Below are 15112 nucleotides of genomic sequence, written 5' to 3'. Positions count from 1 at the left end.
CCGATCAGCCCGAGACGCCCGCGCGGTAGAGCCGTCCGCGCTCGGTCCAGGCGACGGTGGCGAGGGCGAGCCCGCCGAGAACGGCGTAGCCGTAGGCCACCGGCATCACCGTGCCGTCGAAGGCGTGCCCGATCAGGAAGCCGCAGAAGGCGCCCAGGATCGTGGTGTAGAACCCGAGGAACGACGAGGCCGTGCCGGCGATGGCGCCGAGGGGCTGCAGCGCCAGCGCGTTGAAGTTCGGCAGGGCGAAGCTGATCAGGAATTGGTTGAGCGCCAGCACCGCGAGGAACAGCACCAGGGGCGGATGCCCCTGGTAGTGCAGGCCGATGCCGACCTGGATCACCCCCACGGCCGTGAAGGCGGTGACGCCGGCATGCGAGAGCGTGCGCATCCCGAGCCGGCGCACGAGGCGGGAGTTGATCAGCGTCGCCGCGCCCATGGCGCCGGCCACCATGCCGAAGGCGACCGGGAAAAGCCCGCCGAGATGGTAGAGCCCGGTGTCGAACACCTGCTGGGCCGAGCCGACATAGCCCATGATGCAGCCTGTCAGCAGGCCGAGCGCCGTGGCGTAGCCGATGGCCGCGCGGGTGCGCAGCACGGTCAGCAGGGCTTGGCCCGTCGACCGGAGCGAGAGCGGGCGGCGGTACTCGGGATGCAGCGTCTCGGGCATGCGCAGGGCGAACCACAGGGTCAGCACGCCGCCGAGCGCCAGCATCGACACGAACACGTAGATCCACGAGCCGAGCAGCAGCATGGTCGCACCGATCGCCGGCCCGAGCATCGGCACGATCAGGAACACCATCATGATGAGCGACATCACGCTCGCCATCTCGCGGCCCGAGAAGCGGTCGCGCACGATCGCTGTCGAGAGCACGCGACCGCCGGCGGCGCCCATGCCCTGGATGACGCGGGAGGCGAGCAGCCACTCGTAGCTCGGCGCCAGCATCGAGAGGATGCAGCCCGCTGTGTAGATGCCGAGGCTGATCAAGAGGGTCGGGCGCCGTCCGAGCGCGTCCGAGACCGGCCCGTAGACGATCTGCGCCACCCCGAAGCCGATCATGTAGACGTAGACGAGCAGTTGCAGGCTGTTGGGGTCGGCGACCGCGAACCGCTCCTGGATGGCGGGGAAGGCCGGCAGCAGGTTGTCGATCGACATGGCGGTGACCGCCATCATCAGGGCGACGATGCCGACGAACTCGGCAAAGCCCGGCCCGGCCCAGACGGGCGCACCGGTGGATGCGGCCTCGGGGGCGGGGCTGCCGGGCGCGGGCCGAGGGGAGGGTGTCACGGTTGGGGATGCTTTCAGCGGCGGTGCCGGCCGGGTTCGGGTGCCGGTGTCTTCAACGTTCGGGAGCGAGGCGCTTTCCACGTCCCCTCTGCGGAAGTGGGTGGCCTCCGAAGAGGGCCGGGTGAGGGGCGCACCGTTTCCGCAAAGACCTGAACCGGCCCCGCTGCGGCCTGCTCCCCAAAAGGGAGGAGCGTTCGATCGTCGCGCTTACTTCTGCGTACCCTCACCGTCCCCCATCGCCGCGCTGAGCGGCGCGTAGTTCTTCGTCACCAGCGCGATATTGCCCTGCGAAGGCTTGGCCGACTCGCCCGCAGCCAGCGCCGCCTTGATCTCCTTGACCGCCTCGGCCTTCTCCTTGGCAGGCATCCCCTTGTCGGCCTGAACCGCGGCGAGCTGCTTCTTCAGGAGCGCCGTGGGGCCGACATAGCTCTTGGTCTCGGGATCGATACCGCCGAGCACCGCATCGACGGTGTCGCTGGCATCCTGGAACGCTTCGAGGCTCTCGAAGCCGTTGCGCTTCACGATCGCCTCAGCTTGACCCTGGGCTTGCTCCTCGGCCTTCGGATCGGGCTTGTCGGGCGCAGCGCCGGACAGCTTGGCCAGTTCGGGCTGCGCGGCGAGGAGACCGTCGATCTGCGCTTGCGTCAGCGCGATCTCCTTGCCCGGCTCCGGCGCCCCGGCCGGCACGCGATCCGGCGCCGGAGCGGGGGGCCGGGCCTGGGCGAGCGCCGTTGCGGGGGCGAGCACGGCCCCGGTGAGGAGGGCGGAGAGGGAAGCGGCGCGGAAGGCGCGCGAAAAGATCGTCATGATCGTCGGCCTCTGATGACTCGTCGGCTGCACCGGGCCTCGTTCCGCACGCGTGATGCGGCTCCGGCCTCGGGCTGCGCGCTTCTTGCAACGGCTCGCGGCGAAACCGTGATCGCAGGCCCGCGCCCACCCGCAGCACGGGGACGGACCGCGCCACGCCCCGGCCGCAAAGGCCGCCTCTGCTCGCTTCGCCTGCCGAGAGGAGACAAGAGCCCCGTGAGCCAGACCTCCGTGAGCCAAACCTCTTGGAGACCGGAATGCCGATGGCCCAGCGCCCGCCCGCACCGCGCGCTGTTTCGCCTCGCCGTTTGGCTCGCCGCCCTGCTTGCTGCCCTCACGCACGGGGCGCTCGCTCCGGTGCGCGCCGAGGACTTCGCCGAGCGGGCCCACGCCCTCGTCACGCCCTATATCGAGGCCGGCCTGTTCTCGGGCGTCATCCTCGTGGCGAAGGACGGGCAGCCGGTCTTTCGCCGCGCCTATGGGCTGGCCGACCGCGAATGGGAGATCCCCAACACGCCGCAGACCCATTTCCGCATCGGCTCGCTGACCAAGGCCTTCACCGCGGCCGCCATGCTGAAGCTCGCGGAGGCGGGCGGGCTCGGGCTCGACGATTCCGTCCGCCGCTGGGTCCTCACCGTGCCGGAGGCCTGGGCCGGGGTGAGCCTGCGCCACCTGCTCCAGCACCGCTCCGGCATCATCAACTTTACGGCGCTGCCGAACTACTACGACCAGATCGCGCGGGTCGATCACACGCCCGCGCAGATCGTGGCGCTCACGGCGGGCGACCCGCTGCTGTTCCCGCCGGGCGAGCGCTTCGAGTACAGCAACACCAACTACGTGCTGCTCGGCATGGTGATCGAGGCCGCCTCGGGCCGGTCCTACGAAGCATATCTGCGCGAGACGATCCTGGCGCCGCTCGGGCTGAAGCAGACCGGCTACGACGACCTGACCGCGATCCTGCCGCGGCGGGCGGCCGGCTACCGGCGGGGGCGGGCGCAGTGGCGCAACGCGATGCCGATGGCGGCCAGCTCGGCCTATGCCGCGGGCGCGCTCTACTCCACGGTCGACGACCTGCTCGCCTGGGACGAGGCGCTCGCCGGCCCGCGCCTGCTCTCGGAGGCCTCGCGCACGGCGATGTTTGCCGACAACGGCACCGGCTACGCCCTCGGCTGGTTCGTGTCCCGCGTCTTCGGCAAGCCCGGCGCCCCAGCGAGCGGCCACCGCCTCGTCGGCCATGCCGGGTCGATCCCCGGCTTCCTCTCGATCAACGACGTCTATCCCGACGACCGGCTCACCGTGATCGTGCTCTCGAACACCGAGACGGCCCCGGCCCAGAAGATCGCCCGCGACCTCGCCGCGCTCCATCTCGGCCATTACGAGGCGCCCGACGCCATCGTGCTGGAGGACGTGATCCTCGACCGCTATCCCGGCACCTACCGCCTCGGTCCGCGCGCCGTCCTCACCGTCGCCCGCGAAGGCAAGGGCAAGGGCTTGGGCAAGGGTTTGACGGCGCGGCTCGACGGGCCCGGCCTGCGCGAACCCGCCTTTCCCTTCGTGCCCGAGAGCGACCGCACCTTCGTCTCGCCGGTCGCCGACATGCGCCTGACCTTCGAGACCGAGCCCGACGGCACGCCCACCGGGGTGATCCTGCACCGCGACCACCGCGACCGGACCGGGCCGCGGGTGAGCGAAGCGGAGGCGATCGCCGTGCTCGCGGAGCCGCCGCGGGAGCACAGGGAGGTCGCCATCGATCGCTCCGGCCTGCCGGCGCTCGCCGGCCGCTACGCCCTGGCGCCGGGCTCCGAGATCGCGGTGAGCGTCGAGGACGGGCGGATCTTCGCGCAAGGCACGCGGCAACCGCGCAACGAGCTTGTCCCGGAGGGCGAGCGCGCCTTCTTCCTGCGCACGCTCGACGCGCAGATCACCTTCACCGCCGACGAGGCGGGCCGCATCACCGGCCTGATCCTGCATCAGAACGGCCTCGAGACCGAGGCGCCTCGTCTGCCCGAAGAGGGCAGCCCGGCCTCGCGCCTTGGACCAAGGGCGGGGTCGCCACCAAACCCGAAAAGGTCTAACTGAAGGACATGCCGCCACTCGCACCGGCGGTCTTCCCGCCCCCCGGCGGCAAGAGACAACAATTGCGAAAAGTGTTGCGAAAACGATCAAGTCGGCGGCCGCCAGAAGCCGCGTTGGCCCAAAGTCCAGCTTGATCAGACGGAGCGACTGCTCTTGTCTCCCGCGATAACGCGGCAGTGCGGTCGATGAACGAGCGCAATGGAGGAAACGCGATGAACAAGCCCGAATTCCTGGCCGACGCCAAGACCAAGTCGCCGTTCTCGGCGCGTTACGACAACTTCATCGGCGGCCAGTGGGCCGCTCCCGTCGGCGGCCGCTACTTCGAAAATACTTCCCCTATTACCGGTAAGGTGATCTGCGAGGTCGCCCGCTCCGACGCGCAGGACATCGACAAGGCGCTCGACGCCGCGCACGCCGCCAAGGATTCCTGGGGCCGCACCGCGCCGGCCGAGCGCGCGCGCATCCTCAACAAGATCGCCGACCGGATGGAGGAGAACCTCGATCTGATCGCGCTCGCCGAGACCTGGGACAACGGCAAGCCGATCCGCGAGACCACCGCCGCCGACATCCCGCTCGCCATCGACCACTGGCGCTACTTCGCGAGCTGCGTGCGGGCGCAGGAAGGCGCGATCTCCGAGATCGACCACGACACCGTGGCCTACCACTTCCACGAGCCGCTCGGCGTCGTCGGCCAGATCATTCCGTGGAACTTCCCGATCCTGATGGCGGTGTGGAAGCTGGCCCCCGCGCTCGCCGCCGGCAACTGCGTGGTGCTCAAGCCCGCCGAGCAGACCCCGGCCTCGATCCTCGTGGTCATGGAACTGATCGGTGACCTGCTGCCGCCCGGCGTGATCAACGTCGTCAACGGCTTCGGCCTGGAGGCCGGCAAGCCGCTGGCCTCCTCGCCGCGCATCGCCAAGATCGCGTTCACCGGTGAGACGACCACCGGCCGCCTGATCATGCAGTACGCCTCGCAGAACCTGATCCCGGTGACGCTGGAGCTGGGCGGCAAGTCGCCGAACATCTTCTTCGGGGACGTGGCCAACGAGGATGACGACTTCTTCGACAAGGCGCTCGAAGGCTTCACCATGTTCGCCCTCAACCAGGGCGAGGTCTGCACCTGCCCGAGCCGCGCGCTGGTGCACGAGTCGATCTACGACCGCTTCATCGAGCGCGCGATCAAGCGCGTCGAGGCGATCACGCAGGGCTCGCCCCTCGATCCGGCGACCATGATCGGCGCCCAGGCCTCCTCCGAGCAGCTGGAGAAGATCCTCAGCTACGTCGATATCGGCAAGCAGGAGGGCGCCGAGTGCCTCACCGGCGGCGCCCGCGGCACCCGCGAGGGCGATCTCGCCGACGGCTTCTACATGCAGCCGACGGTGTTCAAGGGCCACAACAAGATGCGGATCTTCCAGGAGGAGATCTTCGGGCCCGTCCTGTCGGTGACCACCTTCAAGGACGACGAGGAGGCGCTCTCCATCGCCAACGACACGCTCTACGGCCTCGGCGCCGGCGTGTGGACCCGCGACGGCACCCGCGCCTACCGCTTCGGCCGCGCGATCCAGGCCGGCCGCGTCTGGACGAACTGCTATCACGCCTACCCGGCCCACGCGGCCTTCGGCGGCTACAAGCAGTCCGGTATCGGCCGCGAGACCCATAAGATGATGCTCGATCACTACCAGCAGACCAAGAACATGCTGGTCAGCTACTCCTCGAAGAAGCTCGGCTTCTTCTAGGATTGCCAGAAGTTCGAGACCGACTTCAGCCCCGGCCGCAAGGCCGGGGCTTTTTTTCGTCTCACCGGATGGGCCTGCGACGGGGGCGCGGCGAGCCCGGAGACGCTCGGCCCCCGTCACCTCACCGGCCTGAAAGTCCACCGCGTGACGCGGACTCCGCCAGGCCATCGGCCGCTTCCGGACCGGCAGGCCGGTAGCCGGAGGTGCCCGCGGCACGCGTCCTCACGGCGGCGATCAACGCGTCGAACGCCGAGCCGGCGAGGGCGCGGCTCGCGGCGAGGTAGTACGTCTCCCAGCCGACCGACAGGAAATCGAGACCGAGCCTCTCGGCCGCCGCCCGCACACCGAGCCCGGCATCGGCCGCGCCGCAGGCGATCACCGCCGCCACCGCCTGATGCGTGAACTCCTCGTCCGCGTAGCCGTGGATCGCGTCGGGCGAGAGGCCGGTCTCTGCCAGCATGCGGTCGAACCAGTTGCGCGTGCCCGATCCCCGCTGGCGGTTGACGTAGCGCACGCCCTCCGCCGTCAGGTCGGCGAGGGTGCGGATGCCGAGGGGGTTGCCGGGGGCGAGCAGCAGACCCTGCTCGCGCTCGAACAGCCTGTGCGTCACGAGCCCGGCGCTCGTTGCCAGCTCCGAGAACGGCGCATCGGCCTGTTCGGGATCGAGCACGCCGCAGTGGAAGCCCGCCGCATCGACCCCGCCGTCGAGGAGGAGCTTCACCGCCGCGCTGCTGCCCATCACCGACGGTTCGATCGCGCCCTGCTCGGCCGGGATCTCGCGCAGGACCGCGATCAGCAGCGGATCATGGCTTGCTGCGAGCCTCAGCGTGCCGGCCCGGCCGGTGAGCAGGCGCCGCACACGGTGCTCGATGGCGCGGGTCTCGCGCCCGAGGCTCGCATCGAGCCCCGGAACCGCAGAGGTGAACGAGTCCGCCAGAGCCGCTCCGAATTCCGTGAGTTCCGAGCCCTGGCCGCGGGTCTTACGCACGAGTGGCTGCCCGAGAGCCGCTTCATACGCCTGCAGCCGCGCCCAGGCCGCGCGATAGGAGAGGCCGAGCGTGTCGGCGAGGCCCTTGATCGACCCCGTCCGTCGAATGGCGTCGAACACCACGAGAAGATCGAGCACCTCGACCCTGTTCGCACCGATCTGCAGCGTACCGCCAAGCCTGACCGCCACAGCAACGGACACCCCATCGGCAAATTCGTTCATATTGATGGGCCTTCAATTGTCGAGCACATCAGATAGCTCAAAAGCTGAAGACCTGTCGCGGCTCGGCGCCCGGTATCCCCGCGCGTCGCCGCCGAGATGCATCACGGCCCCCCTCAGATGTTCTCAAACTCCTTCGTCGCCTATCTCCATACCGGCCTGTCCGGGGACGGCCGCACCGGCACGCCCCTGGCCGCCCAGCGCGCTGCGGTTGCCCGGTATCGGCGCGGCCGCGGGCTGCTCGCCGCCGAGATCGTCGAAACCGGTGAAAAAGGGCAGGGCCTGATCGGGCTGCGCCTGCGCGAAGCGTTGAGCCTGTGCCGCCGCCACGGCGCGACACTGCTGATGGCCGATCTCAGCGCCTTCGGCGAGGACGCCGCCTTCCTGCACAATCTCAGTGCCGAACTGCGCCGTCTGGATCTGCGCTTTGCCGCCGCCGACAGGCCCGAGGCCAGCGAAGTGACGCTCGGCATCATGGCGGCCCTGGCCGAGATCGAGGACCGGTGGGGCGTGAGCCGCAGCCCGGAGATGGTGGCGCGCCGCCATGCATTCTACGCGCGCATCACCGGCGAAGGGCGGGCGCTGCCGACAGCCGGCAAGGGCGCTGCCGCGGCCGCCGCAACGGTTCGACCGCGCGCCTCATCGGCGGGCTGCGGCCGAGCCGCAAGCGGTCTCGGAGCCAGCGGCCTGGCCGTCAGTGCGCAGCGCAGTCGAAGACGAGCGGAGGAGGTTGCGCCGATTTTGAGCGAGATCCGCGCCGCCGGTGCGCTGACGCTGGAGCAGGTCGCCAACGCGCTCAACGCCCTCGGAGTCCCCTCGGCGCGGGGAGACCGCTGGTATCCGATGCAGGTGACCCGGGTCGAGAAACGCCTGGCCGCCGAGGACCATGCGATGCGGCCCGCGCCCCCCGCGTTCGCACATTCCCTTCACGCCTGATTTCGCTGCGAAATCGGGATCGATCCGGATCCAGGAAGGATGGCTGCTTCTCTGACCGTCGGCGATCTCTTCAAGGCCAAGGCCGTCACCGATGAGCAGGTGAACGCGGCGGTCGAGCGGTACCTCGCCGCGCCTGAGACGTCGGCCCATCCGATTGCGGAGGGCTACACCGTCGATCTCGCCGCGGCCGTCGCGGGACATGGCTGGGCGAGCCGGGCCGCGGCCAATCCGCGAACCCACCCCTTGCTGAAGCGGGCCGCGGTTCAGACGGCGATCCTGCTGGCGCGAGCGCGCAAGGCCCGGACCGTGAGCAGAAAACCGCGAACCGATCCCCCGGCCCCGCGCTGAAGCGCCGAGCCGTCCGTGAGGCGAGGCTTCAGCGGGAACGCATCATTCGGACGGCCGGATCACCGTTGCCGCTCCCCCGTCGACCAGCAGTTCGGCCGGCATCGGATGACTCAGGAAGCCGGTGGGACTCGCGGTCAGCCCGTAGGCGCCCGATTGCAGCACGGCGACGAGGTCGCCTTCGGCGAGCGGCGGCAGGGGAGCGGCGCGGGCCAGCATGTCGAGCGGCGTGCATAGCGGGCCGACCACGGCCGTCGCCGCGCGCTCGCCGCCCGTCTCCGTCACGGCCGCCAGGGGGAAGTCGCGCTTGACGATCTGGCCGAGATTGCCGCTCGCGGCGAGGTGGTGATGCATGCCGCCGTCGGTGATGACGAAGCGGCTGCCGCGGGATTCCTTCACCGCCAACACCCGCGCCACGTAGAGCCCCGCCGGACCGGCGAGGTAGCGGCCGGGCTCCAGAACCACGCGGGCCCCCGCCAGCGACGGGTCGGCCCGCAGCGTCGCGATCAGGTCGGGCATCCCGGCGCGCAGCGTGGCGAGGTCGAGGGCGGCGTCGCCGGAGAAGTACGGGATGCCGAGGCCGCCGCCGAGGTCGATCGTCTCCAACGGGCGGCCGGTCCTGCCCGCGATCCGCGCGGCGAGGCCGAGGCCGTAGGCCCACTGACCGAGCAGGGTCTCGGCCTTCAGCCCCTGCGTGCCGGCGAAGAGATGAAGCCCAATGAGGCGAAGCGGGCCTTGCGCCTCCACCGCATCGATGGCGGCCTCCATCTCCTCCTCGTCGAAGCCGAAGGGGGAGGGCTTGCCGCCCATCCGCATCGCCCCGCCCTGGGCGGCGGCACCGGGATTGATCCGCAGGGCCACCCGCACGGTGACACCGTGGCGCTCCGCCGCCGCCGCGACGCGGAGAATCTCCTCGCGGTTCTCGAGGTGGATCTCACCGATGCCGCCGGCGACCACCCGGTCGAGATCGGCCGCGCCCTTGCCCGGCCCCGCGAACAGGATCTTTTCGGGCGGGACGCCGGCCTCGAGGGCTGCCGCGAACTCGGCGCCGGAGGCGATCTCGGCGCCCGCCCCCTCCTCGTGGAAGACGCGGATGACGGCCGGGTTCGGGTTCGCCTTCACGGAGTAGTCGATTTCGGCGAAGCCGGCCAAAGCCGCGCGCAGCGCCCGGTAGGTCCGGCGCATCACCTCGGCATCGTAGACGAAGAGCGGCGTGCCGAATTCCTCGGCGAGATCGGTCAGCGGCAGGCCGCCGACATGGAGAACGCCGCCCCCATCGCGCGAAAAATTCTCGGCGATCAGCGCGGCGGCGAGGTCGGGAGCATCGGTCATCGGCGCTCGATTTCCGCCGCCGCCCGCTCGGCGGTCAGGCGCTTGTAATCGACCTTGCCGTTGGGCGTGGTCGGGAGCGCAGCCACCGCCTCGATGGTGCGGGGCACGAGGTGGGGCGCCAGCGCTGAGCGCAAGCGCTGCAGCACATCCGCCGTGCCCGGTGCACCCTCGGCCGGCACGGTGACGGCGTGGATGCGCTGGCCGAGGCTCGGATCGGGCAGGCCGATCACGGCGGCCGCGCGGAAGGCGCCGGTCTCCATCAGCGCCGCCTCGACCTCAGTCGGACTGACGCGGAATCCTTGCGTCTTGATCATCGTGTCCTCGCGGCCGATGAATCGGAAGAAGCCGTCCTCATCCTCCACCACAAGGTCGCCGGAACGGCAGACGAGGCCCGGCGCGGAACCGGGCGACGGGAACGGATCGCGCACCAGCACGCGGGCGGTATCCCCCGGCCGCTTCCAGTAGCCCATCGAGACGGTGGGGCCGCGATGGTGCAGGATGCCGGGCTCGCCCGGCCGCGCCCGCCGTCCGTCGTGGGTGAGTGCGAAAATCTCGGTCTCGGGGATGGCCCGGCCGATCGAATCCGGCCGCCGGTCGATCTCTTCTGGCGGCAGGTAGGTCGAGCGGAAGGCTTCCGTGAGGCCGTACATCAGCACGATCGCCGTATGGGGCAGCCGCGCGCGCAGGCGCGCGATGGTCGGCAGGGCGAGGCTGCCGCCGGAATTGGTGATCGCGCGCAGCGCCGAGAGGTCGGCCTTGGCCAGATGCGGTGCGGCGCGCGTCAGCAGCGTCCACAGCGTCGGCACGCCCGCGAGCAGGGTGATGCGGTGCGCCTCCAGCGCCCGCACCACGTCGTCGCCGAGCCGCGGCGTGAGGAGCACGATCCGCGCGCCCTGCTCCACGCTGGTGAGGAGCTGGTTGAGGCCGTAATCGAACGAGAACGGCAGCACCGAGAGGATGCGGTCGGCGGGATGGATCCCGAGATAGGTCCGCACGATGCGGGTGCCGGCGATCAGGTTGGCGTGGGACAGCATCACGCCCTTGGGCAGGCCGGTCGAGCCCGAGGTGTAGAGGATCGCCGCCAGCCCGTCGGGCGCCGGCTCGCCGGGCCGGAGGGCGGCACCGTCCTCCCCCACCTCCTCGGTCAGGACGCGCAGGTCCGGAAGGTCGTCGAGTGCGCCCTCCAGCCCGGCGGCGTGAACGGGATCGGTCAGCAGCACCCGCGCGCCGCTGTCGGCGGCGATATGGTGGACCTGGCGCGGGCGTAAGGAGGGATGGACCGGCACGAACACGCCGCCGGCCGCGCTGACGGCGAAGATCGCGACGCATTCGCGGATCGATTTCGGCAGCAGGATCGCGACCCGGTCGCCCGGCGCGAGCCCGAGGGCGCGCAGACGTTGCGCCAGCGCGGCGACGCGAGCCCGGAAGCCGCCATAGGTGAGGGTCTCGGCCCCCTCGACGATGGCAGAGGAATCGTCCGCGCCGGCTCCTTCGAGCAGGTGGTGCAGCAGCGTCGGGGCCATGGGACGGATCAGGCGGGGATCAGACGTCGGAACGCCGGTCGTCGATGAAATGGGCCAGCGTGTCGACGCTGGCGAAATTGGCGAGGTCGAAGCTGTCCTCGTCGATCTCGACGCCGAAGCGATCACCCAGATGCATCATCAGGTCGAGGATGCCGATCGAGTCGAGCGCGTCGCTGGTCACGAGGGACGTCTCCCCGGTGACGGCGCCGGAGGGAAGGCCCGGGTTGCGGGCCGCGATGAAGGCGAAGATCGCCTCCCGCACGTCGGCCATCGACTGAACCACGGCTTCTCGACCCCTCGAACCGTCCCGCGCTGGTCTCGGTTTGCGGGCTTAAGCCCATCGAGCGGGCAAGTCCATGGCCGGCCGAACCCCTTCGCGACTGCCGAAGCCGCGCGCAGCGGGCTTTTCAGGATGGTTGTTCTGAAAAGCATAGAGCGAAGCGAAAGCCTAAGCCCGCGAAGGCGGGCGCCGGCGACTCAGGCAGGGAAAAACCAGAGCGATCGTCTCGAGCGACGACTCTGCACGATCCCCAGGCATCCGCGCCTTCGCCCGGTCCGCTTAACCCGTGATTCACGCTGAAACCCGAGGCTTGCCGGGCATCCTCTCTCCCGGAGTCCTCGGCCCGTGTTCGGTTCTGCCCAGAACGGCGTGCTTCTCGCCGCCCGTCTCCTCATGGCCTCGGCGCTGTTGCCGACCGGCATCGCGCGGGCGCTCAACGTCTCCGGCTTCGCGGTGACGCTGGCTGGCGCCGGCTGCCCTGCGCCGAACGCGGTCGCAACCGCAGCGGTGATCGTGCAGGTGTTCGGGCCGCTCGCGGTGATCCTCGGCGTGATGCCGCGGATCACCGGGCTCGTCATGGCCGCTTTCGTGGCCGGCATGGCGGCCCTGCTGCACCCGTTCTGGCTCCATGTCGGCGCCGCGGCGGTCACGGAGCGCAGCTTCCTGCTGGCCGATCTCGGGCTGGCCGGCGCCTTCCTGATGTACGCGATGACCGGACCCGGCGCCTGGGGCTGGCAGGGCTTTTTCCGTACGGGCGGCGCACCGGCGCCGGCAAGCGTCAAGGCGGCACAGAAGGCCCCGGCACGACCGAGATCCGGCAGCGTCAAGCGGACGGGCGGCCGGGCTCCGGCGCGGGCGGCGGCGTGAGCGGCGCCAGGCTCTCGCTCCTTGTTGTGGCATCGTCCTTTTTCGAAAGCCGATCACCACCTTTCGGGACGAGGCTCTGAGGCGAACCATCGGCGGGACGCGGCACGGACTCCGCGACCCGTCGCTGGCCCGAGACCTCGGCGCCGGCATCCGGCGCCAGCCGCCGGAACACGAAGAACGAGCCCGCCGAGATCACGGCCACCCCGAGGAAGGCGAGGGGGAAATCCCCCGCCTCGATTCCGGAATGGCCGTGCCAGGAGGCGGCGCCCTCCAGAGCCAGGGCGCCGATGGAGACGCCGAGGCTGAGCGAGAGCTGCTGCGCTACGCTGGCCAGACTCGTCGCCGCGCTCATCTCGCGCGATTCGAGATCGGCGTAGGCGATGGCGTTGACGCAGGTGAATTGCAGCGAGCGCACGCAGCCGCCGAGCAACAGCACGCTGATGATGATCCAGTGCGGGGTCTGCGCCGTGAACAGCCCGTTGACGGCCAGAAACGCCGAGGCGAGCAGCGCATTGATCACCATCACCCGGCGAAACCCGTGGGCGCGCAGGATGCGCGGGCCGATGATCTTGATGAGCAGCGCGCCAGCGGCGGCGGCGAAGGTGATGAGGCCCGAATGAAGCGGGTCGAGCCCGAAGCCGATCTGCAGCATCAGCGGCAGCAGGAAGGGGATCGCCCCCGTCCCGATCCGGAACAGGCTGCCCCCCGTCACCGCCGCGCGGAAGGTCTGGTGCTTCAAGAGATCGAGGCGGATCAGCGGGTGGTCGGTGCGCCGCGCGTGGCGCAGGTAGAGCCCGACCAGGACGCCCCCGCCGGCCATGCAGGCCCAGGACACGCCGTCCGGCAGGAGATGGCGCCCGGTCGAGGCGAAGCCGAGCATCAGGAGCGCGAGGCCGCCGCCCGAGAGAAGGAAACCCGTCACATCTAGCGGCGGACGCGTCTCCTCGCGGATATCGCCGAAATACAGGGTCGCCAGCACGATGCCGGCCAGCCCGATCGGGATGTTGATGAAAAAGATCCAGCGCCAATCGGCGTAGGTGGTGATGAAGCCGCCCAGCGGCGGCCCGAGGATCGGGCCGATCAGCGCGGGGATGGTGAGGTAGGCCAGCGCCCCGACGAGTTCGGATTTCGGTACGGAGCGCAGGATCACGAGGCGGCCGACCGGTACCATCATCGCCCCGCCGATCCCCTGGACGAAGCGGGCGGCGACGAAGCCGGTGAGCGAGTTGGCGGCAGCACAGGCGAGCGAGCCGGCCATGAACACGCACAAAGCCGCGCGGAAGACGTTGCGCGCACCGTAGCGGTCGGCCGCCCAGCCCGAGATCGGAATGAAGATCGCCAGACTGACGAGGTAGGCGGTCAGCGCCAGCTTGAGGGCGATCGGGTCCACGCCGAGGCTCGCCGCGATCGCCGGCAGAGCCGTGGCGATCACCGTCGAGTCGGTGTTCTCCATGAACAGCGCGGTGGCGACGACGAGGGGGACGATCTGGGCGGGACGCATCGGCAGGGAGAAGCGCACGACGCGCCGAAGGGTTGCGCCCCTGTATCGGAGGGGCGACGGAGGCGTTGTGCGGACTGGGGGGCTGAAACCTCGCGTCGCAGGGGCGGATGAAACGCCGTGGCGGAACGGTCACAGGCACGCGGGATACGCGCGCCGCCGCCCGCCGGATCCTTCCGGGACCGCCGCCTTACAGCTAGGCTTCCGCCCGAAAAGCGATGCTGTCCGGCCTCGGCAGGGCGCGCATCCCCGAGCGCCCGACGGCGCCGGCCCTACAGCCCGCGAAAGAGCCTGATGCCCCTGCGGTCGAATCATCGTTCCGGCTTCTCCCGCCTCGCACTCGCCGCGTCCCTGCTCGCCGGGCTCGCCGGCTGCGGCGACGTCGTGCTCACCGACGGCGGCTCCCTCTCGCGCCGCGACCAATTCGTGACCAGCGGCGCGGTCGCCTCCGAGTCGAAGCTGTTCATCGACCCGACCCTGCCGCAGACCGTGCGCACCGTGCGGATCGTGCCGACCGTATTCACCGAAGCGGTCTCCGGCCCCGGCCTGACGCCGATCGAGCGGCGCGTGATCGCCAACGCCGCAGACCGGGCGCTCTGCTACGACCTGTCGCTGCGCTACGACATCGTGTCCTCGGGGCGCGCCGACCTCACAGTGCGCTCGGCGATCACGCGGGTCGATGTCACCAACGTGCCGGCGTCGAGCGCGACCGTTGCCGCGACGACCGCGATTTCGGTGGCCGGTCAGGTCGGCGTCGGCTTCGCCAACTCGATCGGCCGGATCCCGGTGCCGCGGGTGCCGATCGGGCTCGGCAGCCTGACCATCGAGGCCGAGGCGCTCGACGCCCGCAACCGCCAGCGCGCGGCGATGATCTGGGCCGGTGCGGCCAATTCCTTCACCAACCAGGCCCGTTTCTCCGCGGCCGGCGATGCCTACGACCTCGCGGGCGAGTTCGGCCAGGATTTCGGTTCCTACCTCGCCACCGGCAAGGACCCGTTCAAGGGCGAGTTGCAGCTGCCCACCTACGACCGCATCCGCATCACCACGCTGGGCGAGGCGCCCCTTGACCCGGATTGCGAGGCCTTCGGCCGGGCGCCCGGCTTCGACGGCATCCTCGGCGACATGATCGGCCTGCCGCCGGAATGGACCGACAAGGGGCCGGGCGTCTCCGCAGCGCGCTGAAGCTCGGTTCGATCGCCTCATCCACTTCCCGTCAT

At 70.3% G+C, this 15112-nt stretch carries 13 protein-coding genes; 6 read left to right on the top strand and 7 right to left on the bottom strand.

What is annotated here, in order from left to right; translation table 11 throughout:
- Positions 1–4: 4 nt before the first annotated feature.
- Both MFF24_RS18770 and MFF24_RS18765 read right to left on the bottom strand, forming a co-directional pair.
- Entirely contained in the window at positions 5–1171 is a 1167-nt protein-coding gene (locus tag MFF24_RS18770; protein ID WP_238226411.1) for a multidrug effflux MFS transporter, read from the bottom strand.
- A gap of 324 nt (positions 1172–1495) precedes the next feature.
- Complete coding sequence (locus MFF24_RS18765; protein ID WP_238226338.1) at positions 1496–2095, bottom strand: hypothetical protein; 600 nt, start codon at positions 2093–2095, stop codon at positions 1496–1498.
- A 216-nt stretch (positions 2096–2311) separates the two neighbouring features.
- Here MFF24_RS18765 and MFF24_RS18760 point away from each other — a divergent pair, with 216 nt between their 5' ends.
- Together MFF24_RS18760 and adh are read left to right on the top strand one after the other, a co-directional pair.
- Positions 2312–4174 (top strand): serine hydrolase, encoded by a 1863-nt coding sequence (locus MFF24_RS18760; protein ID WP_238226336.1) that lies wholly within the window; start codon positions 2312–2314, stop codon positions 4172–4174.
- Positions 4175–4383: 209 nt separating this feature from the next.
- A complete protein-coding gene (gene adh, locus MFF24_RS18755) occupies positions 4384–5907 on the top strand; it encodes an aldehyde dehydrogenase (protein WP_108941209.1) in 1524 nt (507 codons plus the stop codon).
- A gap of 121 nt (positions 5908–6028) precedes the next feature.
- On the opposite strand, the gene MFF24_RS18750 is transcribed toward adh, so the two are convergent.
- Positions 6029–7117 (bottom strand): substrate-binding domain-containing protein, encoded by a 1089-nt coding sequence (locus MFF24_RS18750; protein ID WP_238226334.1) that lies wholly within the window; start codon positions 7115–7117, stop codon positions 6029–6031.
- 117 nt (positions 7118–7234) lie between these two features.
- On the opposite strand from MFF24_RS18750, the gene MFF24_RS18745 reads away from it, so the two are divergent.
- Positions 7235–8050, top strand: coding sequence for a recombinase family protein (locus MFF24_RS18745; protein ID WP_238226332.1), 816 nt, complete (start codon positions 7235–7237; stop codon positions 8048–8050).
- A gap of 39 nt (positions 8051–8089) precedes the next feature.
- Positions 8090–8398 carry a hypothetical protein gene (locus tag MFF24_RS18740; RefSeq protein ID WP_238226329.1) on the top strand — a complete coding sequence of 103 codons (309 nt, stop codon included), beginning with the start codon at positions 8090–8092 and terminating at the stop codon, positions 8396–8398.
- Between the two features lie 42 nt (positions 8399–8440).
- On the opposite strand, the gene MFF24_RS18735 is transcribed toward MFF24_RS18740, so the two are convergent.
- The 3 genes from MFF24_RS18735 to MFF24_RS18725 are packed head-to-tail and all read right to left on the bottom strand — an operon-like array spanning position 8441 to position 11521.
- Positions 8441–9727: a type III PLP-dependent enzyme gene (locus MFF24_RS18735; protein WP_238226327.1), complete on the bottom strand. Its 1287-nt coding sequence runs from the start codon at positions 9725–9727 to the stop codon at positions 8441–8443.
- Positions 9724–11250 carry an AMP-binding protein gene (locus MFF24_RS18730; RefSeq protein ID WP_238226325.1) on the bottom strand — a complete coding sequence of 509 codons (1527 nt, stop codon included), beginning with the start codon at positions 11248–11250 and terminating at the stop codon, positions 9724–9726. Before MFF24_RS18730 ends, MFF24_RS18735 begins: the two co-directional genes overlap by 4 nt.
- Positions 11251–11269: 19 nt before the next feature.
- Complete coding sequence (locus MFF24_RS18725) at positions 11270–11521, bottom strand: acyl carrier protein (RefSeq protein WP_096486293.1); 252 nt, start codon at positions 11519–11521, stop codon at positions 11270–11272.
- Positions 11522–11875: 354 nt separating this feature from the next.
- Here MFF24_RS18725 and MFF24_RS18720 point away from each other — a divergent pair, with 354 nt between their 5' ends.
- Positions 11876–12397: a DoxX family protein gene (locus tag MFF24_RS18720; RefSeq protein ID WP_238226323.1), complete on the top strand. Its 522-nt coding sequence runs from the start codon at positions 11876–11878 to the stop codon at positions 12395–12397.
- Here MFF24_RS18720 and MFF24_RS18715 read toward each other — a convergent pair.
- Complete coding sequence (locus MFF24_RS18715) at positions 12354–13898, bottom strand: MFS transporter (protein ID WP_238226409.1); 1545 nt, start codon at positions 13896–13898, stop codon at positions 12354–12356. The genes MFF24_RS18720 and MFF24_RS18715 overlap by 44 nt on opposite strands.
- Positions 13899–14189: 291 nt before the next feature.
- Between MFF24_RS18715 and MFF24_RS18710 the strand changes: the two genes are divergently transcribed.
- A complete protein-coding gene (locus tag MFF24_RS18710; protein ID WP_108941216.1) occupies positions 14190–15077 on the top strand; it encodes a DUF3313 domain-containing protein in 888 nt (295 codons plus the stop codon).
- The last annotated feature ends 35 nt before the right edge of the window (positions 15078–15112 follow it).

The sequence above is a fragment of the Methylorubrum aminovorans genome (assembly GCF_022179725.1).
Classification (GTDB): domain Bacteria; phylum Pseudomonadota; class Alphaproteobacteria; order Rhizobiales; family Beijerinckiaceae; genus Methylobacterium; species Methylobacterium aminovorans.
Note: the sequence above shows the minus strand (reverse complement) of the source record. Positions and strands in the feature narration are given on the sequence as shown.

Bases quoted from the DNA above. Each gene is read 5' to 3' on its own strand.
- MFF24_RS18770 (WP_238226411.1), bottom strand. From the start codon at position 1,171: ATGGCGGTCACCGCCATGTCGATCGACAACCTGCTGCCGGCCTTCCCC.
- MFF24_RS18765 (WP_238226338.1), bottom strand. From the start codon at position 2,095: ATGACGATCTTTTCGCGCGCCTTCCGCGCCGCTTCCCTCTCCGCCCTC.
- adh (WP_108941209.1), top strand. From the start codon at position 4,384: ATGAACAAGCCCGAATTCCTGGCCGACGCCAAGACCAAGTCGCCGTTC.
- MFF24_RS18750 (WP_238226334.1), bottom strand. From the start codon at position 7,117: ATGAACGAATTTGCCGATGGGGTGTCCGTTGCTGTGGCGGTCAGGCTT.
- MFF24_RS18745 (WP_238226332.1), top strand. From the start codon at position 7,235: ATGTTCTCAAACTCCTTCGTCGCCTATCTCCATACCGGCCTGTCCGGG.
- MFF24_RS18740 (WP_238226329.1), top strand. From the start codon at position 8,090: ATGGCTGCTTCTCTGACCGTCGGCGATCTCTTCAAGGCCAAGGCCGTC.
- MFF24_RS18735 (WP_238226327.1), bottom strand. From the start codon at position 9,727: ATGACCGATGCTCCCGACCTCGCCGCCGCGCTGATCGCCGAGAATTTT.
- MFF24_RS18730 (WP_238226325.1), bottom strand. From the start codon at position 11,250: ATGGCCCCGACGCTGCTGCACCACCTGCTCGAAGGAGCCGGCGCGGAC.
- MFF24_RS18725 (WP_096486293.1), bottom strand. From the start codon at position 11,521: ATGGCCGACGTGCGGGAGGCGATCTTCGCCTTCATCGCGGCCCGCAAC.
- MFF24_RS18715 (WP_238226409.1), bottom strand. From the start codon at position 13,898: ATGCGTCCCGCCCAGATCGTCCCCCTCGTCGTCGCCACCGCGCTGTTC.
- MFF24_RS18710 (WP_108941216.1), top strand. From the start codon at position 14,190: ATGCCCCTGCGGTCGAATCATCGTTCCGGCTTCTCCCGCCTCGCACTC.